This window comes from Caballeronia sp. LZ028 (genome assembly GCF_031451415.1).
Lineage (GTDB): Bacteria > Pseudomonadota > Gammaproteobacteria > Burkholderiales > Burkholderiaceae > Caballeronia > Caballeronia zhejiangensis.
On the sequence record NZ_JARUXN010000001.1, the window covers coordinates 925236 to 948857 of the forward strand.

At 64.8% G+C, this 23622-nt stretch carries 21 protein-coding genes, 1 other RNA gene and 1 riboswitch; of the genes, 12 read left to right on the forward strand and 10 right to left on the reverse strand.

Going from position 1 to position 23622, the window contains the following annotated elements; translation table 11 throughout:
* Positions 1-26: 26 nt before the first annotated feature.
* Positions 27-1175, reverse strand: coding sequence for an LPS export ABC transporter permease LptG (lptG, locus tag QCE58_RS04355; protein ID WP_008351117.1), 1149 nt, complete (start codon positions 1173-1175; stop codon positions 27-29).
* A 4-nt stretch (positions 1176-1179) separates the two neighbouring features.
* A complete protein-coding gene (lptF, locus tag QCE58_RS04360; RefSeq protein ID WP_250520963.1) occupies positions 1180-2277 on the reverse strand; it encodes an LPS export ABC transporter permease LptF in 1098 nt (365 codons plus the stop codon).
* Between the two features lie 168 nt (positions 2278-2445).
* On the opposite strand from lptF, the gene QCE58_RS04365 reads away from it, so the two are divergent.
* From QCE58_RS04365 to QCE58_RS04380, 4 genes are all read left to right on the forward strand, one after another.
* Positions 2446-3978, forward strand: a complete 1533-nt coding sequence (locus QCE58_RS04365; RefSeq protein WP_034472942.1) for a leucyl aminopeptidase — start codon at positions 2446-2448, stop codon at positions 3976-3978.
* Complete coding sequence (locus QCE58_RS04370; RefSeq protein WP_250520964.1) at positions 3975-4391, forward strand: DNA polymerase III subunit chi; 417 nt, start codon at positions 3975-3977, stop codon at positions 4389-4391. Before QCE58_RS04365 ends, QCE58_RS04370 begins: the two co-directional genes overlap by 4 nt.
* A 60-nt stretch (positions 4392-4451) precedes the next feature.
* Positions 4452-4790 (forward strand): DUF2486 family protein, encoded by a 339-nt coding sequence (locus tag QCE58_RS04375; RefSeq protein ID WP_008351113.1) that lies wholly within the window; start codon positions 4452-4454, stop codon positions 4788-4790.
* Positions 4791-5070: 280 nt separating this feature from the next.
* Positions 5071-9018: an autotransporter outer membrane beta-barrel domain-containing protein gene (locus tag QCE58_RS04380; protein WP_250520965.1), complete on the forward strand. Its 3948-nt coding sequence runs from the start codon at positions 5071-5073 to the stop codon at positions 9016-9018.
* A 19-nt stretch (positions 9019-9037) separates the two neighbouring features.
* Here the strand turns inward: QCE58_RS04380 and ilvD are convergent, their stop codons facing one another.
* Positions 9038-10711 (reverse strand): dihydroxy-acid dehydratase, encoded by a 1674-nt coding sequence (gene ilvD, locus QCE58_RS04385; RefSeq protein WP_008351111.1) that lies wholly within the window; start codon positions 10709-10711, stop codon positions 9038-9040.
* A gap of 107 nt (positions 10712-10818) precedes the next feature.
* Between ilvD and QCE58_RS04390 the strand changes: the two genes are divergently transcribed.
* A complete protein-coding gene (locus tag QCE58_RS04390; RefSeq protein ID WP_008351110.1) occupies positions 10819-11736 on the forward strand; it encodes a LysR family transcriptional regulator in 918 nt (305 codons plus the stop codon).
* 38 nt (positions 11737-11774) lie between these two features.
* Positions 11775-12677 carry a prolipoprotein diacylglyceryl transferase gene (gene lgt / locus QCE58_RS04395; RefSeq protein ID WP_008351107.1) on the forward strand — a complete coding sequence of 301 codons (903 nt, stop codon included), beginning with the start codon at positions 11775-11777 and terminating at the stop codon, positions 12675-12677.
* Positions 12678-12729: 52 nt separating this feature from the next.
* Here the strand turns inward: lgt and QCE58_RS04400 are convergent, their stop codons facing one another.
* The 5 genes from QCE58_RS04400 to QCE58_RS04420 all read right to left on the reverse strand — a co-directional run bounded on the left by QCE58_RS04400 (position 12730) and on the right by QCE58_RS04420 (position 15032).
* Entirely contained in the window at positions 12730-13458 is a 729-nt protein-coding gene (locus QCE58_RS04400; RefSeq protein ID WP_250520966.1) for an SIMPL domain-containing protein, read from the reverse strand.
* Positions 13459-13527: 69 nt separating this feature from the next.
* Positions 13528-13986, reverse strand: a complete 459-nt coding sequence (locus QCE58_RS04405) for an EVE domain-containing protein (RefSeq protein WP_008351103.1) — start codon at positions 13984-13986, stop codon at positions 13528-13530.
* Between the two features lie 79 nt (positions 13987-14065).
* Positions 14066-14247, reverse strand: a non-coding RNA gene (gene ssrS / locus QCE58_RS04410) — 6S RNA.
* Positions 14248-14352: 105 nt separating this feature from the next.
* The gene (locus QCE58_RS04415; protein WP_008351102.1) at positions 14353-14667 is read right to left on the reverse strand and encodes a cell division protein ZapA; all 315 of its coding nucleotides are present in this window, start codon (positions 14665-14667) and stop codon (positions 14353-14355) included.
* The gene (locus QCE58_RS04420; RefSeq protein ID WP_250520967.1) at positions 14664-15032 is read right to left on the reverse strand and encodes an ATPase; all 369 of its coding nucleotides are present in this window, start codon (positions 15030-15032) and stop codon (positions 14664-14666) included. The genes QCE58_RS04415 and QCE58_RS04420 overlap by 4 nt, the downstream gene beginning before the upstream one ends.
* Positions 15033-15300: 268 nt before the next feature.
* A riboswitch (cobalamin riboswitch) is annotated at positions 15301-15598 on the forward strand.
* An 80-nt stretch (positions 15599-15678) separates the two neighbouring features.
* On the opposite strand from QCE58_RS04420, the gene QCE58_RS04425 reads away from it, so the two are divergent.
* The 6 genes from QCE58_RS04425 to QCE58_RS04450 are packed head-to-tail and all read left to right on the forward strand — an operon-like array spanning position 15679 to position 21735.
* A complete protein-coding gene (locus tag QCE58_RS04425) occupies positions 15679-17559 on the forward strand; it encodes a TonB-dependent receptor domain-containing protein (RefSeq protein WP_250520968.1) in 1881 nt (626 codons plus the stop codon).
* A complete protein-coding gene (locus tag QCE58_RS04430) occupies positions 17556-18584 on the forward strand; it encodes an iron ABC transporter permease (RefSeq protein WP_008351096.1) in 1029 nt (342 codons plus the stop codon). The genes QCE58_RS04425 and QCE58_RS04430 overlap by 4 nt, the downstream gene beginning before the upstream one ends.
* Positions 18581-19357, forward strand: coding sequence for an ABC transporter ATP-binding protein (locus QCE58_RS04435; protein ID WP_034472993.1), 777 nt, complete (start codon positions 18581-18583; stop codon positions 19355-19357). Before QCE58_RS04430 ends, QCE58_RS04435 begins: the two co-directional genes overlap by 4 nt.
* Positions 19358-19368: 11 nt before the next feature.
* Positions 19369-20421: a nicotinate-nucleotide--dimethylbenzimidazole phosphoribosyltransferase gene (cobT, locus tag QCE58_RS04440; RefSeq protein WP_250520969.1), complete on the forward strand. Its 1053-nt coding sequence runs from the start codon at positions 19369-19371 to the stop codon at positions 20419-20421.
* 1 nt (position 20422) lies between these two features.
* Positions 20423-21181 carry an adenosylcobinamide-GDP ribazoletransferase gene (locus QCE58_RS04445; RefSeq protein ID WP_250434033.1) on the forward strand — a complete coding sequence of 253 codons (759 nt, stop codon included), beginning with the start codon at positions 20423-20425 and terminating at the stop codon, positions 21179-21181.
* The gene (locus QCE58_RS04450) at positions 21166-21735 is read left to right on the forward strand and encodes a histidine phosphatase family protein (RefSeq protein ID WP_008351088.1); all 570 of its coding nucleotides are present in this window, start codon (positions 21166-21168) and stop codon (positions 21733-21735) included. Before QCE58_RS04445 ends, QCE58_RS04450 begins: the two co-directional genes overlap by 16 nt.
* Here QCE58_RS04450 and QCE58_RS04455 read toward each other — a convergent pair whose 3' ends face one another.
* Both QCE58_RS04455 and cobD read right to left on the reverse strand, forming a co-directional pair.
* The gene (locus tag QCE58_RS04455) at positions 21736-22629 is read right to left on the reverse strand and encodes a cobalamin-binding protein (protein ID WP_250520970.1); all 894 of its coding nucleotides are present in this window, start codon (positions 22627-22629) and stop codon (positions 21736-21738) included.
* Positions 22626-23621: a threonine-phosphate decarboxylase CobD gene (gene cobD, locus QCE58_RS04460; protein ID WP_250507235.1), complete on the reverse strand. Its 996-nt coding sequence runs from the start codon at positions 23619-23621 to the stop codon at positions 22626-22628. The genes QCE58_RS04455 and cobD overlap by 4 nt, the downstream gene beginning before the upstream one ends.
* Position 23622 lies beyond the last annotated feature (1 nt).

The following is a 23622-nucleotide window of genomic DNA, read 5'->3' on the forward strand; positions in this document are numbered from 1 at the left end:
GCGCGTTCTCCGTCAGAGAAGAAACGTCAGTGCCGCTCGACCCACTTCAGTCCGATCAACCCGACCGCCAGATAGGCGAGCGCGGGCGCGGCCGCCGTGAGCGGCGCGGGCCAGGTATTCAGATTGCCGATATGCGAGAACAGCGTGTTGAACAACTGGAAGCTCATGCCGATCATGATGCCGCCGAACACCTTCACGCCGACCACGCCCGCGCGCGTATGCAGGTACGCGAACGGCAGCGACAGAATCAGCATCACGAACACCGCGAACGGATAAAGAATCTTGCGCCAGAACGCGATCTGATAGCGCTGCGCGTCCTGATGGTTCTCCGTCAGATGCTGGATATAGCGAAAGAGGTTGAACATCGACATCCGGTCCGGCGACACGAGCAGCACCGACAGAATCTGCGGCGTCAGCTCGGAGCGCAACGAGTACTCCGGCAGCGTGGTCTGCGTCGCGCGATACACCGGATTCAACGTGTCGCCGGGATTGACGGCCTGCGGCGGCGCGTCGTTCAGGCGGGTGTCGGTCACGCCGGTGAGCTTCCAGTGGCCGGGCGGCGCGTACACACCCGTCTTCGCGATGCGTACGTTGGTCAGGCGGAACTTCGAATCGAACTCGTAGATTCGCACGTTGGCGATCGTCGTATCGGGGTTCAGCGTGCCGACGTTGACGAAACGCGTGACCTGTTCGCCGTTCTCTTTCGCCGTCAACGTGTCCTTGACCCACACGCCCGACTGAAAATTCGATGACACCGACGATCCGAGCGCCTCAAGCCGCACTCGCTCGGACAACTGGTCCGTGTACGGCCCGATCACTTCGCCGATGAGGTACGTGATGAACACCAGCGGAATGCCGATCTTCATCAGCGAGCGCAGCGCCGCGCCGGTCGAAAGCCCCGACACGCGGAAGATCGTGAATTCCGAGGCTGCCGCCATCTGCGCGAAGACGTAAATGGCCGAGATGAGCGCGGCGACGGGAATGATCTCGTAGAAGCGCGAAGGCGTCTGCAGCCCGACGCGCAGCACCGCGAGCATGAAGTTGTATTTGCCGTGCCCGACCGTGTTCAGCTCGTTGATCAGGTCGAAGAAGAAGAACAGCCCCGAGAACGCGAACAGGATGAAGATGAACGCGAGGTATATCTGGCGCGCGAAGTATCGTTCGTAGATGCGCAACATGTCAGGCCCCCTTTGAACCCGTCAGCGACGAGAGCCTGAAGAGCGGCCGGTTGCGAATCCGCAGCCAGAAGATGAACGCGACGAGCGCCCCCACGACGAGGTGCAGCCCGACGAGTCCCACGCCGAACGACAGCTTGCCTTGCTCGATCCACGACTGCGCGACGTTCAGCAGGTTCGAATACGTGAGATAGATGAGCACGGCCATCACGAGATTGATCGTGCGGCTGCGGCGCGGGTTTTGATACGAAAGCGGAATGGCGAGCAGCATCAGATTGATGGCGATGATCGGCAAGCCCGCGCGCCACGCGAACTCCGCGAGATTTTCCTTGGTCGGATCCGCGAGCAGATCGGGCGTGTAGATGCCCGTGGTCGTCGGCGTGTTGACGACCTGGCGGCTCATTATCTTCACACCATAGCGCTCGAATTCCATGATCCGGAAGTTCGGCTGGCCGGGCTCGCCGTCGTAGCGGCGGCCGTTGTCGAGCACGATGAAGCGGTCGCCGTCGGGACGCGTTTCGGTGTGCCCGTTCTTCGAAACGATCACGTTGACCTTGCCGCCTTCCGTGCTCGTGACGAACACGTTCTCGACGTGCCCCTGATCCTGCGACATCTTCTCGATGAAGAACACGCGATGGCTCGCCGGCGATTCGCGGAACTGGCCCGGCGCGAGCAGCGACACTTCATCGCGCTGCTGAAAGCGCTGCTTGATGAGCTTGCTCTGCTGATTCGACCACGGCCAGCCGACGAAAGCGAAGAACATGATGAGGATGATGATCGGCGTCGAGAACACGGCGATCGGCTTGATGAGCTGCGTCTGACTCACGCCCGACGCGAGCCACACGACCATTTCCGAGTCGCGATACCAGCGCGTGAGCACGAAGAGGATGGAGACGAACAGCGTCACGATCAGCATGACCGCGAGATAGCCGATGACGGTAAGCCCGATCAGCACGACGACGTCTTTCGGGTCGATCTGACCTTGCGCCGCGAAGCCGACGATGCGGATCATCATCGTCGTGAGCATGATCGTGAGCAGGACCATGAACACGGCGCCGGCCGTATACGCGAGTTCGCGCTGCAGGGAGCGTTCGAAGATCATTGAATTTTGCGATTTGCCGGCGGGGATGCGGAATCATGCACGCATCTTGTGGCGAAGGGGAAGGGCATCGTGCTCATCCTCGCTTTGCGCCTGTGACCGCCGCGGAAAAAATAGCGGATAATTGCGGCTTTCATCCTTCAGCCTAGATTTTATCCGAGGATAAGCGCGATGGACTTTAGCATAAAAGCCTGTGATTGGAGCAAAGGCGAGGCAAATGGTTTCCTTACCGGAAAGTCGGATGTCATCGTGCTCGGCATCTTTGAAGCGCAGACGCTCACGGGCGCCGCGCGCGACATGGACGTCGCCACCAAGGGCCTCATTTCGCGCGTCGTGAAAGCCGGCGACATGAGCGGCCGCGCCGGCACGACGCTGCTCGTGCCCGAAGTGACCGGCATCGGCGCATCGCGCGTGCTGCTCGTCGGGCTCGGCAAGCAGGACGCCTTCAATCAGAAAGCCTATGGCGAAGCCGTGCGCGCCGCGTGGCGCGTGCTGCTCGGCTCGAAGATCGGCCAGGCGACCTTCACGCTCGCTCAACTGCCGGTCCAGGAGCGCGACGGCGTGTGGGCCGTGCGCGCCGCGATCCTCGCGCTGCGCGAGCTGACCTACAAATTCACGCAGATGAAGAGCAAGCCCGACAACGGTGCGCGCTCGCTCAGGAAGATCGTGTTCAGCATCGATTCCGCGGACGAGAAAGCCGCCAGGGTCGCGGTGAAGCAGGGCGTCGCGATCGCGAACGGCATGGATCTCACGCGCGATCTCGGCAATCTGCCGCCGAACGTCTGCACGCCGACCTATCTCGGCCAGACCGCGAAGAAGCTTGGCCGCGACTTCAAGCTGAAGGTCGAGGTGCTCGGCCAGAAGCAGATCGAGGCGCTCGGCATGGGCTCGTTCCTGTCGGTGGCGAAGGGTTCGGTCGAGCCGCCGCAGTTCATCGTCATGCATTACCAGGGCGCGGGCGTCGAAGCGAGCAAGACGAAGGGCAAGAACGCGCCGATCGTGCTGGTCGGCAAGGGCATCACGTTCGACTCGGGCGGCATCTCGATCAAGCCGGGCGAGGCGATGGACGAGATGAAGTACGACATGTGCGGCGCGGGTTCCGTGTTCGGCACGATGCGCGCGGTCGCCGAAATGGGCCTGAAGCTCAACGTGATCGGCGTGATCCCGACTTGCGAGAACATGCCCGCGGGTAACGCGGTGAAGCCGGGCGACATCATCACGGCGATGAACGGCACGACCATCGAAGTGCTCAACACCGACGCCGAAGGCCGCCTGATCCTGTGCGACGCCTTGACCTACGCGGAGCGCTTCAAGCCCGCCGCCGTGGTCGATATCGCGACGCTCACGGGCGCGTGCATCATCGCGCTCGGGCATCACAACACCGGTCTCTTCTCGAAGGACGACGCGCTCGCGGGCGAGTTGCTCGACGCATCGCGCGAAGCGTCCGATCCGGCATGGCGCCTGCCGCTCGACGACGAGTATCAGGACCAGCTCAAGTCGAATTTCGCGGATGTCGCGAATATCGGCGGACGTCCGGCCGGCAGCGTGACGGCGGCGTGCTTCCTGTCGCGCTTCGCGACGGCGTATCCGTGGGCGCACCTCGATATCGCCGGAACCGCGTGGAAGAGCGGCGCGGCGAAGGGCGCGACGGGCCGTCCCGTGCCGCTGCTTTCGCAGTTCCTGATCGATCGCGCGGGCGCATGACACGCATCGACTTCCATACGAATGTCGGCGATCCGCTCGCCTACGCCTGCCGCCTCGCGCGCAAGGTGTATGCGAGCGGCAAGCCGCTCGTCGTGCTCGCCGAACCGCCGCGTCTCGCCGCGTTCGACGAGCAGTTGTGGACCTTCCAGCCGCTCGAATTCGTGCCGCACTGCATGGCGAAGAGCGCGCTCGCGCTGGACACGCCTGTCGTGCTCACGTCGAATCTGGATGAAGCGCCGCATCATCAGGTGCTGGTGAATCTCGGCGCGCCGGTGTCCGCGCAGTTCGCGCGCTTCGAGCGGCTCGTCGAGATCGTCGGCAGGGAGGGCGACGAACTCGCCGCGGGCCGCGAGCGCTATCGCTTCTATCGCGATCGCGGCTATGCGATCGAGACGCACAATCAGGGCGGTTGAGCGAACAGAAAGCGCGCGTTGCGTGCGCTACGCTGGCAGTGACAAAGGAGACCACCCGAGATGACCGACAAGCCCGAATCCTTCGATTCCTCCATTCCGACGCTGACCGATGTCGTCGTGCCCGGCAAGCCGGAATACGCGCGCGCGCCGTCGATCAACGCCGCGATCGAATACGACGCGGACCAGATCGCCGAGCGGCTGCGCGGCCGCTTCACGAACTTCCTGACAGGCGATGCGCGCGCGCTCATCGAAGAACGCTGCCGCGAAGTGCTGCGCGAACATTCGACGCAACTCGTGTCGGCGATCACGCGCGAAGTCGCGATGGCGCTCGAAGGCCGGATGAGCGAATGGGTGCGCGATGCAGTCGAGGAAGAGTTGCGCCGTCAGCGCGGCGAATGAGTTCTATCGCGGCGACGGTATGTCCGCCCGGCACGCGATAACCTGATCCCGGCGACACCCTGTTTCTCCAGTCGAACGCGCGCGTTCGATTGTTGCGTTATTTCTTTTGGCGAACTGATCATGTTCGCCTGCCACGCATATCGTTACAAAGAGGATGACGCCGAAATTCGACGGGCGTTCACCTATACTGCCAATGCTTCGACCAGATACAGCGATGAGCGCGTGACTCGCAGTCGTGATGCACGCCTTGGGACGTCGGTGGAACGGAGTCGTCCAGCGCATGAGCAAACAACGATATCGCGGGCGGGACCGGCCATTCTTTACTGAACGGCGTCCTCATTACGCCGCCGTGCTCCTTCTTTTCGCGATGTCGGCGCACGCCGTCACGACACTCGGGCCAAGCTCGGCCACGCAGACGGTTTCCACCGACACGTCCTACCTGATCAAGCCCGGCACCGCGATCACGACCTCATCGGGCAACGCCATCAACGTCGAGGGCATTGCGCCCGTAACCATGTCGAACGCGGGTTCGATCATCAGTTCTACGGACAACATCGCGGCGGCAGTTGTGTTCGACGTGCCCGGATCGCTCGTCAATCAGGTGTCCGGCGCGGCGCTGGGCCATACGCACGGCATCCTCTTCAACAACAACGGTGCAGCCAACAATATCGTCAATCGCGGCGACGTCAGCGCGCGTATCAGCCATGCAATTACCTACTTGGGCGCGGCGAGCGGGACCGTCGACAACTTCGGAACGCTCAACGCCAACTCGGCGGTGACGGCCAGCACGGACGGCATTCTCCTCGGATCGACGGGCAACGTGACCGTGAACAATCACGCCGGGGCGGTCATCCGCTCGGGTATGGGCGATCAGGATAACGGCAGCGGGATCCTCGTGAGTGCCGGAACGGCGGTGATTGGCAATGACGGACTCATCGATGCCTATCACGAAGGCATTCTCGGCAGAAGCCGCCTTCCCATGGAGGTACGCAATGGCGCCACGGGCGTGATCCGCAGCACGATCGGGGCGGGCGTGCGGCTCCAAAGCGGGAGCACGCTCGATAACGCCGGCGTCATTGCCAGCGGGTCGGAAACGGCCATTCTGCTATTCGGCCCGCACAACGTCGTGACGCTCGGCGCGGGTTCGCGGCTGATAAGCGGCAATGGCAACGCCATCACCAGCCAGAGCACAGACAATTCGATCATCCTGACGGGCACCAACACGGAGTCGGGGAACTTCTTCGCAAGTCCCGAACATGGCTTCATCCGGCTGAACCCGCGCGCGGGCAGCGACTGGACGCTCAACGGCACGGTGCTGATGGGCGGGACATCCTCAGCGGCGCTCGATGTCGAAGGCGCGCTGACGCTCGGCGGCGCGGTCATTCAGAACGGCGGCGGCACGACGGTAAGGTCTTCGGGCTCGCTCACGCTCGGCACGGGCGGCGCGGCCGGCATCGTGACGGGCAATGTCGTCAATGACGGCCTGCTTCGGTTCAATCGCAGCGACGCCTTTTCGTTCGACGGCGCGATAACGGGAACGGGCACGCTCGTGCAGGCGGGCAGCGGCACCGCCGCGCTGACAGCAGCGGGATCGTCGCAAGGCGCGGTAAACGTGCAAGCGGGCACGCTCGCGCTGAATCAGCCGGGCGCGTTCAATGCGGGCAGCTATGCGACGCAGCCTGGCGCGACGACCGCCATCGCCGCGGATTCGACGCTGAACGTCGCGACGAACTTCAGCCAGGCGCCGGGCGCAGCGCTGACGATCGCCATCGGACAGGCCCAGCCGATCATCACGGCGGCGAGCGCGAGTCTCGGCGGCGCGCTGAACGTGAGCGGCTTCGGCGCGAGCGCGCCGGATTCCGCGAGCGCGCTCACGAGCACGCGCTTTGACATCATCCATACGAGCGGCGGTATCGCAGGCGATTTCGCGAGCGTCGGGTTCGGCGGCACGGCGAGTCCCGTCGATTATCTGACGCTCGCCGGCGCGAAGACCAACAACGGGCTCGACTACGAAGTCGGCTTCGGCCTGCGCTGGCTCGCAGGCGCGGCACAGGGCGACGGCGCGTTCACGCTCGCAGGCGCGGCGGATACCTTCAATGCCGATGTCGCGCTCAACGACCAGACTGGCCGGTTCGCGAGCGGCTGGGACGGCCGGACGTTGACGAAGAAGGGCGCGGGCACGTTGATCCTGTCGGCGGCGAACGGCTATACCGGCGCGACACTGATCGATGCCGGCACGCTCGCCGCGGGCGCGCGCGACGTGATCGCGGGAAGTTCGCAGCTCGCGGTGGCGGCGGGCGCGACCTTCGATCTGCGCGGCTTCGATCAGCACGTCAGCGATCTCGCCGGCGCGGGCAATGTGACGCTCGCCGGCGGTGCGTTGAGCGTGAACAGCGCGGCCGATTCGACGTTCAGCGGCACGATCGGCGGCGCAGGCAGTTTGACGAAGAGCGGCGCGGCCACGCTGACGCTGAGCGGCGACAACACGTTCACCGGCACGACGACGATCGCTTCGGGCGCGCTGCGGCTCGGCGCGGGCGGGACGACGGGCAGCGTCGCCGGGAACGTCGTCGATGACGGCGCGCTCGTCTTCGACCGCGCCGACAACGTGATCTTCCGCAACACGATCAGCGGCACGGGCGATGTCGTTCAGCAAGGCAGCGGCGTCGTCACGTTGACCAACGCGCAAACCTACAGCGGCGCCACGCGCGTCGATGCCGGCGCGCTGGTGTTGACCGACGGCGCGCGGCTCGCGAATACGTCTCAGGTAAGCGTGGCTCCGAGCGCGACCTTCGGCGGCTATGGCTCGGTGGGCGGCGCGGTGCTCAACAACGGCGTGCTGGCCATAGCCGATGCCGCGCCGGGTTTCGCGGGCGGTCCGGCGGGACAATTCCTCATCGGCGGCGCGCTCACGAACAACGGCGAGATTCGCATGGCGAGCGCCGCGCCCGCGAGCACGCTGACCGTCGCGGGCGATTACACCGGCAACAACGGCCGTATGGCGCTCTCCACGGTGCTCGCGGGCGACGGATCGGCGACCGACAGACTTGTCGTACACGGCGGCACGGCGGGGCAGACGCGCGTCGCAATCGCAAATGCGGGCGGCGCGGGCGCGCAAACGGCGAACGGCATCGAGATCGTCCAGGTGGACGGGCAATCGAACGGCGTGTTCACGCTTGACGGCCGCGTGGTCGCGGGTCCGTACGAATACAGTCTGCGGCAAGGCGGCCTGGCGACGCCGGGCGATGGCGACTGGTATCTGCGTTCGGCGCCGACGCCGCGCCCGGAGCCGGGCGCTTACCTCGGCAATCAGCGCTCGGCCGAAACGATGTTCACGATGACACTGCACGATCGCGCAGGCTTCGCCGATTCCTACGCCGCGCTACCGCCGGACGCCGATAACGCGACGGCCTGGGCGCGCACGAGAGGCGCGCATACCGACAGCGACGCGGCCAGCGGGCGTATCGGCGAATCGACGGACACCGCGCTCGTGCAGGCGGGCATCGACCTGCTGCATCGGGTGTCGGACGGGCATCGCTGGCAGGCGGGCGTGATGGCGGGCTACGGCTCGTCCACCACCGATGCGACCGCGCAGAACAGTTCCGCGACCGCGCGCGGCAACGTCAACGGGGCGAGCGCGGGCGTCTACGCGACGTGGCGCGGCAATGCCTGGTCAGCCGATGGCCCGTACGTCGACACCTGGCTGCAGTACGCCCATTTCGACAACACCGTGAAGGGCGCGGATCTGCCGGGCGAGAATTATTCGAGCAGCGTGTGGGCGGGATCGCTCGAAGGCGGCTGGGCCTTCGCGCTCGGGCAGACATCGACGGGACCGGTGCTCGTCGAGCCGCAGCTTCAGTTGATCTACACGAACTATCACGCCGGCGATCACGTCGAGCACAACGGAACGGTGATTCACAGCGACGATGGCGGCGGATTCACGACGCGCGTCGGCGTGCGGATCTTTCACGCGCCAGGCTCGGCGGCGTCGCCCGGATGGCTGCCGTTCGCGGAAATCAACTGGTGGCACGACACGCAGCTTTCCTCGGTTTCGTTCAACGACGTGCGCGTGTCGCAGGACGGCCCGAGAGATCGCATGGAGTTCAAGCTCGGCGCGCAAGGCCAGATCGCGAAACAGTGGCGCGTGTGGGGCAATCTCGGCTATCAGCAAGGCGACGGCGGTTATCGGAGCTACGAAGGGCTGCTCGGCGCGCGCTACATCTGGTGACGCGCGCGCCGGTCGCGCGTCAACCCGTCACCGCGCCCTTGTTCGCCGGCCCCGCGAGCGCCGCGAATTTCGCCAGCACGCCGCGCGTGTACTTCGGCGCGGGCTGCTTCCACGCGGCGCGGCGGCGCGCGAGTTCGGCGTCATCCACGTTCAGTTGCAGAAGCAGCTTGTGCGCGTCGATGGTGATCGAATCGCCTTCCTGCACGAGCGCGATGGTGCCGCCCGCGAACGCTTCCGGCGCGACGTGGCCGACCACCATGCCCCAGGTGCCGCCCGAGAAACGCCCGTCGGTGATGAAGCCGACGGATTCGCCCAGCCCCTTGCCGATGATCGCCGATGTCGGCGCGAGCATCTCCGGCATGCCCGGACCGCCGACGGGCCCCAGATAGCGCAGCACGAGAATGTCGCCAGCTTTGATCTTGTCGCTGAGAATGGCGTCCATCGCGCTTTGCTCGTCGTCGAACACGCGCGCAGGACCCGTGATGACCGGATTCTTCAGGCCCGTGATCTTCGCGACCGCGCCGTCTTCCGCGAGATTCCCGCGCAGGATCGCGAGATGCCCTTCCTTGTAAAGCGCCTGCTCGATCGGGAAGATGACCTTTTGATCCGCGCGCGGCTTGCTCGGCACGTCCTTCAGTTCTTCGGCCATCGTGCGGCCGGTGATCGTGATGCAGTCGCCGTGCAAGAGACCCGCGTCGAGCAGGATCTTCAGCACTTGCGGAATGCCGCCGGCTTTGTGCAAGTCCGTCGCGACATATTGACCGGAAGGCTTCAGATCGCAGATGACCGGCACTTTCTTGCGCATGCGCTCGAAGTCGTCGATGCTCCATTCCACGTCCGCCGCGTGCGCGATGGCGAGATAGTGCAGCACGGCGTTCGTCGAGCCGCCCGTCGCCATGATGAGCGCCACCGCGTTCTCGATCGACTTCTTCGTGATGATGTCGCGCGGCTTCAGATCCCTCTTCACCGCTTCGACGAGTACGCGCGCCGATTCGGCCGCGGAATCGACCTTTTCCTGATCCGGATTCGCCATCGTCGACGAATACATCAGCGACATGCCGAGCGCCTCGAACGACGAGCTCATCGTGTTCGCCGTGTACATGCCGCCGCACGAGCCGGTCGACGGGCACGCGTTCTTCTCGACGCCCTTGAAATCCTCCTCCGACATGCGCCCCGCGGTGAACTCGCCGACCGCCTCGAAAGACGACACGATCGTCAGATCCTTGCCCTTCCAGTTGCCGGGGCGAATCGTGCCGCCATACACATAGATCGACGGCACGTTCATGCGCGCCATGCCGATCATGCCGCCCGGCATGTTCTTGTCGCAGCCGCCGATCACGACGACGCCGTCCATCCACTGGCCTTGCACGGCGGTCTCGACGCAGTCCGCGATTACCTCGCGCGACACGAGCGAGTACTTCATGCCTTCGGTGCCCATCGACATGCCGTCGGAGATCGTCGGCGTGCCGAAAATCTGCGGATTCGCATCGGATTTCCTGATCGATTCGACGGCGGCGTCCGCGAGGCGCTGCAAGCCCGCGTTGCACGGCGTGATCGTCGAGTGGCCATTGGCGACGCCGATCATCGGCTTGTCGAAGTCCTCCTCCTTGTAGCCGAGGGCGTAATACATCGAGCGATTGGGCGAGCGCGCGACGCCCTGAGTGATGTGCTTCGAGCGGCGATTGAAGGCCATGGTGTGCTCCTGAGGGGATGTTCTTGATTTGATGCAGCAAGAATGCAACCGCGCTATGTGTCTGTCCAATATATTATTCAGGGCTTACTAGGTCGCAAAACATATCAATGGAACTACGACTCCTGCGTTATTTCGTGACGGTCGCCGAAGAGATGCACTTCGGCCGTGCCGCCGCGCGCCTCGCGATGACGCAGCCGCCGCTCTCGCAGGCGATCCGCGCGCTGGAAGAATCGCTCGGCGTCGCGCTTTTCGTGCGCACGAAACGGACCGTGGAGCTGACGCCCGTCGGCAAGGATCTGTTGCCGGAAGTGCGCCGCCTGCTCGCATCCGCCGATGCGCTGCGTCCGCTCGCGCAATCGCTCGCGCGCGGCGAGGCGGGCGTGCTGTCGCTCGCGTTCGTCTCCACCGCCGATTACGGGCTTCTGCCGGCGCTGCTGCGCGATTTCGGTGCGCGTCATCCCGGCGTGCGTCTGCAACTGACCGAAGCGACGAGCGACGTGCAGATCGACGAACTCGTCGCCGGGCGCGTCGATGCGGGCCTCGTCATTCCGCCGCTGCCGCCGCGTTACGCGTCGTCGCTCGAGTATGTGCCGATCGCGCGCGAGCCGCTGATGATCGCGATGTCCGAGAAGCAGGCGCAAGAGCTGAACTCGGGCGAAGGCGAACCCGTCGACCTGCACGATCTCGCCGCCGCGCCGCTCGTCGTCTTTCCGAGGCGTCTCGCGCCCGGCTTGCACGACATCATCATGGGCTGCTATGGCGCGGCCGGGCTCACGCCGCGTATCGGGCAGGAGGCGATCCAGATGCAGACCATCGTGAGCCTCGTGTCCGCCGGCATGGGCGTCGCGCTCGTGCCGCAATCGCTGCGTCATCTAAGGCGCACGGGCGTCGTGTATCGTCCGCTGCTCGATCCCGGTCCTTTCGTGGAAACGGGGCTGGTATGGCGGATCGCGGAAGTGAGTCCGGTGCTCGCCGGGTTCATCGAAATCGTCCGTTCGAGGGCCGAAAGCGCCGGTTCTGTATGATTCGCCCCTGTAGCCCGCTTAAAGATTCCCACATCAGAATGCTCATACATCCCAATTTCGATCCCATCGCGATTCATCTCGGACCGCTCGCCGTGCGCTGGTACGGCCTCATGTACCTGGTGGCGTTCGTGTCGGCCATCGTCATCGGCCGGTTGCGGCTGCGGCTGCCTTATGTCGCCGCGCAAGGCTGGACCGTGAAGGACATCGACGACATGCTGTTCTACGGCGTGCTCGGCACGATTCTGGGCGGGCGCATCGGCTACGTGCTGTTTTACAAGGCCAGTTATTACGCCGCGCATCCGCTCGATATCTTCAAGGTATGGGAAGGCGGGATGTCGTTTCACGGCGGCTTTCTCGGCGTGACGCTCGCGATGGTGCTGTTCGCGTATCACCGCAAGCGCACGTGGCTGCAGGTGACGGATTTCGTCGCGCCGATGGTGCCGCTCGGTCTCGCGGCGGGGCGACTCGGCAATTTCATCAACGGCGAGCTGTGGGGCCGCGTGACGGACCCGAACGCGCCGTGGGCGATGCTCTTCCAGAACTCGACGAACGACGACGCCGTGTGGCTCTCGAAGAATCCGCAGCTCGACGCGCAGTATCACCTCACGGAAATTTTTCAGCGTTACCACATGCTGCCGCGTCATCCGTCGCAGTTGTACGAAATCGCGCTGGAAGGGCTCGTGTTGTTTATCGTGATCTGGACGTTCTCGCGCAAGCAGCGTCCGGTCGGCGCGATTTCGGCGCTGTTCCTGATCGGTTATGGACTCGCGCGCTTCACCGTGGAATTCGCGCGTGAGCCGGACGATTATCTCGGCTTGCTCGCGCTCAATCTCTCGATGGGCCAATGGCTTTCGCTGCCGATGATCGTCGCCGGCGTGGTAATGATGGTGTGGGCCTACAAGCGCAATCTGCGCCTGCCGCCCGAATCCGCAAAGGCTTGAGGAAAGAGCGGGGCGGTCGAACGCCGCCCCGCGTGAACACCGTGAACGGCGTTTAGCGTCCCATTTGTACGGAGCCGGAAACGTCGACTGTCACCGTGGTCGTGCCGGCTTCCATCGCGATCGGGGCCATCTTCGCATCGGCGCTCATCGCGCGCGATTGCATCATCATGACGGGACGCGGCTGCGCGCCGCTCCGTCCGACATTCACTTCCCGAATCGTGAAATTGCTGTAGCCGAAGCCTTGCGCGGCGCTTTGCGCCTGCTTGCGGAACGAATCGATGGCTTGCGAGACGAGCTTTTGCTCGGCCGCGCGCTGCGCTTCGGGCGACAGCGAGAACGCGACGCTACCCACTTGCATCGACGAACTCATCTTGCCCGCGAGCTTCGATGCCGCCGCGAAGTCATGCGATTCGAGCACGACTTCGGTGCGCCCGCGCCACACGGAAATCTTGCCGTCGCGATCCGTCGACGGATAGACGGTGAACGAGCCGCTCTTCGCGGTCACGCCGTCGACACCTTTGGCTTCGCGTAACGCGGCCTCGGCGCGCTGATTGAGCGTGCTGGTGAGCGACGACGGATCGGCCGCTTCCTGTTCGTAGAAGAGCGTGATGTTGACGACATCCTGCGGCACTTGCGCGCTCGCTTGTGCGGAGAGCGAGAGCACGCCCGAGGGCTGTGGCTGCGTTATCACCGTCTGCGCAGCGGCGGTTTGAGACAACGTAATCGCGGCACCGGACATCGCGAGCAGGGCGAAGGCGGCGGCGGTTTTCTTATTGAGCATCGAAGGACTCCGTGACATCGCGTACGTGCGACGGGATTTAGTCGCAGTCGTGAAGTCGTAAGTTCCTTGTTAGACGAGGTGCTCGGTAATAAATCGCCATTGCGCTTCGGTCACGGGCGTGATCGAGAGCCGGTTGCCGCGCGCGAGCACTTGCATGTCGGCAAGCTCTGGATGTTCGCGCAACGCGGCGAGCGATATGAGCGGCGTCTTCTTCACGAACTTCACGTCGACGAGCATCCAGCGCGGCGTTTCCTGCGTCGATTTCGGATCGTAGTAATCGCTCTTCGGATCGAATTGCGTGGGATCCGGATATGCCGTCGAGCACACTTTCGCGATGCCCGCGATGCCCGGCTCCGGGCAGCTCGAATGATAGAAGAGCACGCCGTCGCCGATCTGCATCTGATCGCGCATGAAGTTGCGCGCCTGATAGTTGCGTACGCCCGTCCACGGCAAGGTTTTTTTCGGCGCGTGCGCGAGATGATCGATGCTCGCTTCGTCCGGTTCGGACTTCATCAGCCAGTAGCGCATGGTCGTGTGCATGAATCGAAGAGCGAACGGCAGGGACAAACGAAAACGGCATCGGAAAAACCGATGCCGTTTCTTGAATGAGGTCCCCGCCACAGCCGCTAGGCCGGCATCCTGAACCTGGGTTCAAGATTGGTCGCGGTAAGCAACACTTCGGGTACATCGGACTAGCGACGCGCGCGCCCGTGCTGCAAGGTTCCGCAACCGTGCCAATGTAGCATTGGTTCAAGGAATATATGACCTTGGCGTACCAGGCAGGGAAACGTCACTCTACACCAATCGTTTGCCTTCTGCAGCCTCTTCAACCTACTTCGGCAGTTTCTTTTTTCGATTGACATTGCGCGCTGATTGACTCGACGCGCATCTGCCTTATTGCGCTTCGTGTTGCGCAATGACCGCGCCCAATTGCTCGTTCATCGAGTGCATCGTGCGGCGGATTTCTTCGGCGGGGAAGGCCTCGCCGTGACGCACGCTGTCCTGCAGCTTAAGCAATTCCGACGCCAGCGAAAGCGCCGCCATCACCGCGATGCGATCCGTGCCGCGCACGCTGCTTGCATTGCGCACTTTGTTCATTTCGGCGTCGACGCGCGCGACGGCTTCACGCAATGCGCCTTCGGTTTCCGGCGAGCACGCGAGACGATACGGCTGCCCGAGAATGGATACTTCGATCTGCGTGGTCGTCATGCCTTCTCTCCCTGATGATGCTCGCCGTGCAATTCCGTTTCATGTGCTTCCTGGGAATCGGTTTCGAGGAGATCGAGTTGATTGTCGGACTCGGCATGTTGCGCGGACTTGCCGCGCGGCAGCTTTTCGAGAATCGCGTTCAGGCGGATTTGCGCGTCGTCGATTTTCGCGGACAGCGAATCGCGTTCGGACTGCAGCGTATCGCGCTCTTCGCGCACTTGCGCGAGCTCGGCCTGCACGTTCGCATAGTCGGCGCGCAGCTGTTCGAGTTGTTCCTGCAGCGCTTGATGCGCCTGCTTGTGGCGCTCGCTGATCTGGATCAGCCGGCCGATGTTTCCTGACAGTGATTCGAGTTCGTTGAGCATGTGCTGCGTCCTCTAAAGACCTCGCATTTTAGCGCGGTTCAACGGAGCTTCCGATAAATGTCTCGTTTCGAGACGTAACAACACGCGATCTAGCGCTTAATCCTTCGAATCAAGCGCATGTCGCGATGCATTCGTGTGCAGAAAACGCGAGCGCCCCGCAACGCTCGTGATGACAGGCCGGCCGCTTCTCTTTCGCTTCTCGTTCGATTCGTCATGCGCCGCGCCAGTCTGCCCGCGCGGTTTTCTTGACGGCCCCGAACCGCGCTCCTACACTTGCCGCACTTTTGGTGCTCGCATCCGCGGATCTCGTGGATGCAGTCAAACGGGAAACAGGGAGCGAAGTCGCCGCAATCGACGACGAGCCAACCTGTGCTGCCCCCGCAACGGTAAGCGACCGCAACGCAAGTTGCAAGTCGTCTCATGCGCGTTTTTGCCGCGCGAGCGTGTCGAAATTCGTCGCACGCGCGCGACTGCAAGAAACGTGTCGATGCCACTGCGCGCCATGCGCGGGAAGGCGAGACGATTGATCGCCAGCCCGGATACCGGCCGGAGTCCGACGCATCGGCGCGCATGGCGCGGTGCGTTCGTCGCGCATCGTCCTCGCGGGGAGCGGGGTCGCGCTCACGCGAAACGGAACACTTCACACATGGTATTGCCACTGGCCGCGCTCAGAAGCGGTCTCTCCCGTCATGGCGCGCTCGTTGCGGCCATCGGCGCCTTGCCGTTCGCCGGCGCTGCACAGGCGGCCCAGACGGAAGACAGCACGCAAACGCTTGCGCCCGTCGTCGTCACATCGACGCGCGCGCCGCAGCCGCTTGCCGAATCGATTCCGCAGACATCGCTTTTTGACGAGCAGGACATCGCCGATGCAAACGCAAGCGACGCGCTCGGACTCGTCGCGCTCGCGCCCGGCGTGCAGATCACGCGCAACGGCGGACCGGGCTCGAACTCGGGGCTTTTCATACGCGGTGCGGCGTCGTCGCAATCGCTCGTGCTGATCGACGGCGTGCGCGTCGAATCGGCGTCGCTCGGCGCGGCACAGCTATCGCAATTGATGCTCGACCAGATCGGGCGCGTCGAGGTCGTGAACGGCAACGTGTCGGCGCTCTATGGATCGAATGCGATTGGCGGCGTCGTGCAGATCTTCACGAAGGAAGGCGAGGCGCATCCGCCGCGCTTCAACTTCGAGGCCGAGTACGGCAGCTATCACACGCAGCGGCAATCGGCGGGCGTGAGCGGCGCGCTCGACAAGGACGGCCGCACGACCTTCAGCGTGAACGTCTCGCGCGAGAAAACCGACGGCTTCTCGTCGATCGATCCGGGAATCGCGCCCGGCGCCAATCCGAACGCGAACGGCTATCTGAACGAGAGCGTCGCGGCGACGCTGCGTCACGAGTTCAGCGACAAGTGGGACGTGGGCGTGCGCTTCCTGCAATCGAACGGCATCAACAGTTTCGACGATGCCTATGGCCAGCCGACCGATATCAACGAAACGCACGATCGCGTGCGCTCGGCGTCGGTGTTCGCGAACGGCCGCGTCACGGATAACTGGACGACGCACTTCACGATCGCGCAGGGGCAGGACCGCGCGAACATCGAGCAGAACGGCGTCTATACGAGCCGTTTCGATTCGGAGAACCGGCAATATACGTGGCAGAACGACGTGCGGATCAGCGACGCGCACAAGCTGCTCTTCGGCTACGAGCATCTCGATCAGACGCTCGATTCCGATCAGTTCAGCGCGCCCGACCGTCATGTGAATTCGATGTTCGCGGGTTACGTGGGGCACATCGGCGCGAACGAGTTGCAGGCGAATCTGCGCCGCGATCAGTATTCCGATTTCGGCGGCGCGAACAGCTACTATCTGGGCTACGCGTATAACTTCGACGCGCACTGGAAGGCGAGCGCGAGCTATTCGGCCTCGTTTCGCGCGCCGAGCTTCGACGATCTCTACTATCCGCTGAGCGGCAATCCGTCGATTCAGCCGGAGCGGAGTCATTCGGTCGAGGCGGCGTTGCAGTACGCATCGAATGCGCTCGGCGTGGTGCGCGTGACGCTTTTTCAGACGCGCTATTCGAATTTGATCGATTACGTGTCCGACGGCGGCTTCTACTATGTCGCGCAGAACGTCGGGCGCGCGAAGGTGCAGGGCATCGAGGGATCGTGGGCGGGGCACGTCGGCGCAACGGATGTGCGCACGGGCGTCACGTTCCAGAATCCCGTCGACGAAACGAATCACGAGGATTTGACGCGGCGCGCGCGGCATTTCGCGACGCTGACGGCGCATCGCACGATCGGGCCGTGGCGCGTCGGTGGCGAATGGATCGTGAGCGGTCAACGCAGCGATTACGATTCGACGCTCGCGGGCTACGGCATCGTGAATCTGTCGGCGCGCTACGACATCTCGAAGTCGTGGTACGTCACGGCGCGCATCGACAACCTGTTCGACAAGGACTATGAACTTGCCTACTCGTACAACACGCCACGACGCGGCGCGTACATCACGTTGGGCTGGCATCCGTCGTGAGCCGCGTGGCTGAACGTCCGCGCGCGATGGACGCGAGCCGCGCCACCGCGATCTGGATCGCGCTCGGCGCAGCGACGCTCGTCGTGCTGGTCGCGTCGCTCGCGATGGGCAGCGTCGCGTTGCCCGTATCGCGTGCGATCGGCGCGCTCTTTCACGCGCACTCGGCGACGCCCGATATCGCCGATGACATCGTGCTGACCTTGCGTCTGCCGCGCGCGCTCGCGGGCTTCGCGTCGGGCGCATTGCTCGCGTTCGCCGGCGCGCTGCTGCAAGTGCTGTTGCGCAATCCGCTGGCGGAACCGTACGTGCTCGGCGTATCCGGCGGCGCGGCAACCTTCGCGCTTGCCGCGATGCTCGGGTCGCTGCCGTGGTGGGGCGTCGATATCGCGGCTTGCGCGGGCGCGTTCGCATCGATCGTTCTGGTCCTCGGACTCGCGCGCAAGGACTTGTGGCAAAGCGGACAGGACGCATCGCCGAGGCTCTTGCTGACGGGTGTCGTGATCGCATCGGGATGGGGCGCACTCATCACGCTGATCCTGAGCGTCGCGCCCGAGAACCGTTTGCGCGGCATGATCTTCTGGCTGACGGGCGATCTCAACGGCGCGGCGGCGCCATGGCCCGCGCTGATCGCGCTCGCCGTCGTGCTCGCGGTCATCGTTCCCGTCGCACCGCAACTGAACGTGCTCTTGCGCGGCGATACGACCGCGCGCGCGCTCGGCGTGCCGGTCGAGCGCTTGCGTCTGCGCGTGTATCTCGTCGCATCGATCGCGGCGGCGGCCGCCGTGACGACGGCGGGCACCATCGGCTTCGTCGGGCTCGTCGTGCCGCATCTGTTGCGCCTCGCGTTCGGCAACGATCAGCGCATGCTCGTGCCCGCCGCCGCGCTCGCGGGCGGACTCGCGGTGATGGCCGCCGATCTCGTCGCGCGCACGGTGATCGCGCCCGCGCAATTGCCGGTCGGCGTCGTCACGGCATTGATCGGCGTCCCGATGTTCCTGTGGATGCTGCTGCGGAGGCCGCGATGATTTTGCGGCTCGACGCCATCGTGCTTCGCGCGGGTAAGCGCACGCTCATCGACGGGCTCACGCAGTCGATCGAAGCGGGCGAAATGTGGTGCATCGCCGGGCCGAACGGCGCGGGCAAGACGACGCTCATCAACGTGCTCGCCGGGATTGCGAAAGCCGCATCGGGCAGCGTGTCGCTCGACGGCCGCGCGCTCGCGTCATGGCGCGCGACGGAACTCGCGCGCGCACGCGCTTTGATGCCGCAAGCCGCGCACGACGCCTTCAGCGCGAGCGTGCTCGATACCGTGCTGCTCAACCGCTTTCCGCATCTCACCGGCTGGGGCTGGGAGAGCGACGAGGATCGCGCCGCCGCGCACGCCGCGCTCGAAACGTTGGGTCTCGCATCGTTCGCGTCGCGCGACGTGCTGACGCTTTCCGGCGGCGAACGCCAGCGTGTCGCGCTCGCCGCCGTGCTGTGCCAGAACGCGCCGCTGCTGTTGCTCGACGAACCGCTTTCGCATCTCGACCTGCATCATCAGATCGATTGCCTGCACGCGTTGCGCGACGCGGCGCGCGCGCACAAGCGCACCGTAATCTTCTCGTGCCACGATCTGAATCTCGCGCGCCGTTTCGCGACACACGCGCTTCTGCTCGACGGCAACGGCGGCGCTCATGCGGGACTCGTCGCCGACGTGCTCACGGCCGAACGCGCGAGCGCCGCATTCGGCTATCCGCTCGCGTTGATTCGCGATGGCGAGCACGAAGCGCTCGTGCCTTCCATCCCTCGCTCATGAAAGGAATTCCGATGTCCACGAATAACGGCATCCCGATGCCCCGCGCGCTCGACCGCGCCATCGAAGGCGAACTGCGCCGCATCATCGACACGAAGACGAAGCCGCCCGGCAGTCTCGGGCGGCTCGAAGACATCGCGCTGCAAATGGGCCTGATTCAACGCACGGCGAAGCCGCGCATCGAGCGTCCCGCGATGATCGTCTTCGCGGGCGATCACGGCATCGCGAAAGAGGGCGTGAGCTCGTATCCGCAGGAAGTGACCGCGCAGATGGTCGCGAATTTTCTGGCGGGCGGCGCTGCGATCAACGCGCTGTCGCGCTCGGTCGGCATGACGCTCGAAGTCGTCGATGCGGGCGTCGCGACGCCGATTCCCATCGATCATGGATACGAGCGTCTGTCGCTCGGGCTCGGCACGCGCAACTTCGCGCACGAACGCGCGATGTCGCGCGAGACCGCGCTCGAAGGCATCGCGCGGGGCGCGGCGCGCGTGCGGCATCACGCGTCGCTCGGCACGAACGTGATCGGCTTCGGCGAAATGGGCATCGCGAATACGTCGGCGGCGGCATGTTTGATGAGCCGTCTGTGCGTTCTTTCGATCGACGAGTGCGTCGGGCGCGGCACCGGTCTCGACCAGCGAGGACTCGCGCACAAGCGCGAGGTGCTGTCTAAAGCGCTCGCGCTGCATCGCGATGAAGGCGATGCGATCGACACGCTCGCGACCTTCGGCGGCTTCGAAATCGCGATGATGACGGGCGCGTATCTCGCCGCCGCGTGCGCGGGCATGACGATACTCGTCGATGGTTTCATCGCGACTTCCGCGTTGCTGGTTGCATCGAAGATGGCGCCTGACGTGCTCGACTATTGCGTGTTCGCGCATGCATCGAACGAGACGGGGCATCGCCGGATGCTCGCGCATTTCGGTGCCGCGCCGCTGCTGCAACTCGAGTTGCGTCTGGGCGAAGGCACGGGCGCGGCGCTCGCGTTGCCGATCCTGCGCGCGGCCGTCGCGTTCGTCGACGAAATGGCGAGCTTCGAGTCGGCGGGCGTCTCGAATAAAGCCGACTGAGATGCGCCCGCTCGACGAACTGCGCTATTTCTTCACCGCGCTCGGCTATTTCACGCGCGTGCCGGTGCCGCGCTGGGTCGGCTTCGAGCGCGACTATCTGAACGCGGCGGCGCGCTATTTTCCGCTCGTCGGCGCGATGGTCGGCGGCGTCGCGGCGCTGGTGTATCTCGCGGCGTTGCGCGTGTTTCCGGCGGGCATCGCGGTGCTGCTTTCGATGGCCACGACGCTCGTCTTGACCGGCGCGTTTCACGAAGACGGACTCGCCGATTGCGTCGATGCCTTCGGCGGCGCATACACGCGCGAGGACGCGTTACGCATCATGCACGACTCGCGCATCGGCGCGTTCGGCGCGATTGCGTTGATGATCGCGCTCGCGCTGAAATGGCAGACGCTCGCCGCATTGCCGCCGCAACGCGTCGCGTGGACGATGATCGCCGCGCACGCCGCGAGCCGCGCGTTCGCAATCAGCTATCTCGTCACGCTCGATTACGTGCGCGCCGAAGGCAAGGCGAAGCCGGTCGCGCAGCGCATGAGCGTGTCGTCGTTCGCGCTGGCGCTCGCGTTCGGCCTGCCGTGGCTCTTCGTGACCGACTGGAAGCTCGCGTGCGTGACGATCGTCGCGCTGATCGTTCTGCGCTTGTTCATCGGACGGTACTTCGTCCGGCGCATCGGCGGTTACACGGGCGATTGCCTCGGTTTCGCGCAGCAAGTGTTCGAGATCGCGATCTATCTCATAGGGCTCGCATGGATCTCGTCCTGATCCGGCATCCGGAAGTCGCCGTCGATGCGGGCGTTTGCTACGGGCAAACCGATGTGCCTTTGCAGCGCGATGCGCGCGAATCGGCGAGCGCGTTGACGGCGCGCATGAAGGCGCTGAACGTGCCCCCATGCGTCGATGGATGGCACGCGAGTCCGCTCGTGCGTTGCGCTTCGATCGCGCGTGCGCTGGGCGGCGACGTTCATCCCGACGCACGTCTGGCCGAAATGCACTTCGGCGCGTGGGAAGGGCGCGCGTGGGACGCGATCGATCGCGCGCTGATCGATGCATGGGCCGACGATATCGCCCATGCGCGTCCGCACGGCGGCGAGAGTCTCGCGCAGTTCGCGCATCGCGTGATCGCGTGGTTCGATGCGACGTGTGTCGATGAACGGGCCGTGCATGTCGTCGCGCATGCGGGCGTCGTGCGCGTGCTTGCTGCGCATCTGCTCGGCGTCGCGCGTGAATCGGCGTTGCAATGGCCGCTCGATTTCGGCGGGATCGCGTGGTTCAGGCGCGTGCGCGGGCAGTGGCTGCTTGTGCGGTGGAACGCCTGACTACTTCGTCCTCCGCTCGCGCGCGATTTCCAAATCGCGGCACAGCTCATCCGCGCCCAGCGCAAGCCGCGGCGTCGGCCGATTGATCAGATCGCCGTCGATGCCGAAGAGATTGCCGCGCGCCACCGCCGTCATCGATGTCCAGCGCCGCCATCTTTCGAGCGCGGGCAACGGGCGATCCGGCTTCGTCGCGCCGGGTGTCGCCGTGACGATCGCTTCCGGATTCGCCGCGAGCACGGCTTCGGTCGATATCGTCGGCACGCGCGGTTTCTCAGCTGCGAACACGTTCGCGCCGCCGCACAAGCCGATCACTTCGTCGAAAACGTTGTCGCGATTGAGCGTCATCAACGGATCGTCCCACACCTGATAGAACACGCTCACGCGCGGCCGTTCCGCGTAACGCGCACGCAATCGCGCAATCTCGCGCGTGAAGGCATCGGACGCGGCGCGTGCCTCATTCTGCGTGCCGAGCAGCGCGCCCAGCTTGCCGATGCTCGCCGCGATATCGTCGAGATGCTTCGGCTCGCTGAAATAGATCGGCACGCCGAGCGCCTGCAGTCGATCCAGCTGACGCGCCGCATTTCCATGCCGCCACACGACGATCAGATCCGGATGCAACGCGACGATGCGTTCGAGATCGAGCGCCTTGTTGTCGCCGACGCGGGCAATCGCCTGCGCCTCTTTCGGATAATCGCTATACGTGACAGCGCCGACGACGCGCGCGCCGCCGCCCGCCGCGAACAGCAACTCGGTCACATGCGGCGCGAGACTGACGACACGTTCGGCGGGCTTCGCGAGCGTGACGGACGCGCCGCTGTCATCGACGACGGTGATCGCATGCGCTTGCGTCACCGCGAAGCCGATCAGCAGGGCAATCGCACGGCGCAACTTCACGCGCAAATCTCCCGCAGCGCGAGCGACAGGCGCGCCCAGTCGCCTTCCGCGCCTGGCAATCCGATGCGCAGGCTCGGCGTCATGCCGGGCGGATCGAAAAGACGCGTCCAGATGCCGCGCAACGCGAGCGCGTGTTGCAGTTCGGGCGCTTTCGGCGTCGCTGTCCACGCGAAAAGCGGCGTCGCGCGCACGTCGAAACCGTAGATCGCGATCGATGCGGCAAGGCGCGCGCCATCGCGATGCAGACGCTCGCGCATTTCGCGCTGCCACGCGATATCGGCGAAAGCGGCGGCGACCGCATGTCGCGCCGGGCCGCTCACGGTCCATGCGCCGAGCGCGTCGCGCAACGCGTCGGCGAGCGCGGGCGCGGCCAGCACGAAACCCGCGCGAATGCCCGCGAGCCCGAAAAACTTGCCGACCGAGCGCAGCACGACGAGCCCGTCGTGCGCCGTCTCGCTCGCCAGCGACGATGCGGGATCGGTATCGGCGAACGCTTCATCGACGATCAGCGTGCCGCCGCGCGAGGCAAGCTGTTCGTGCCAGGAAAGCAGCGTGTCGCGCGCGACGCGCTCGGCCGTCGGATTGTTCGGATTGGCGACGATGACGTGATCGAACGTATCGGGCAAATCGTGCTTCGTGATGTCGAGCGTGGCGATCGCGTGGCCCGCGCGTGCGAACGCGGGCGCGTATTCGCCGTACGTGAGCGGCGCGACGGCCGCCGTGCCGCGGCGCAAAAGCGCGGGCAACGCGCGTATCGCCGCCTGCGATCCCGCCACCGGCAACGCGAGCGGCGCGCCGTAGTAGCGCGCGGCGTCTTCGGCGAGGCCGTCGTCGTCTTCGGGCAGGCGCCGCCACGCATCGGGCGCGACGGGCGGCACCGGATAGCCGTGCGGATTGATGCCGGTCGACAGATCGAGCCAGTCATCGAGAGATATCGCGTAGCGGCGCGCGGCCTCGCGCAGATTGCCGCCGTGCCGGATGGATTGCGTCATG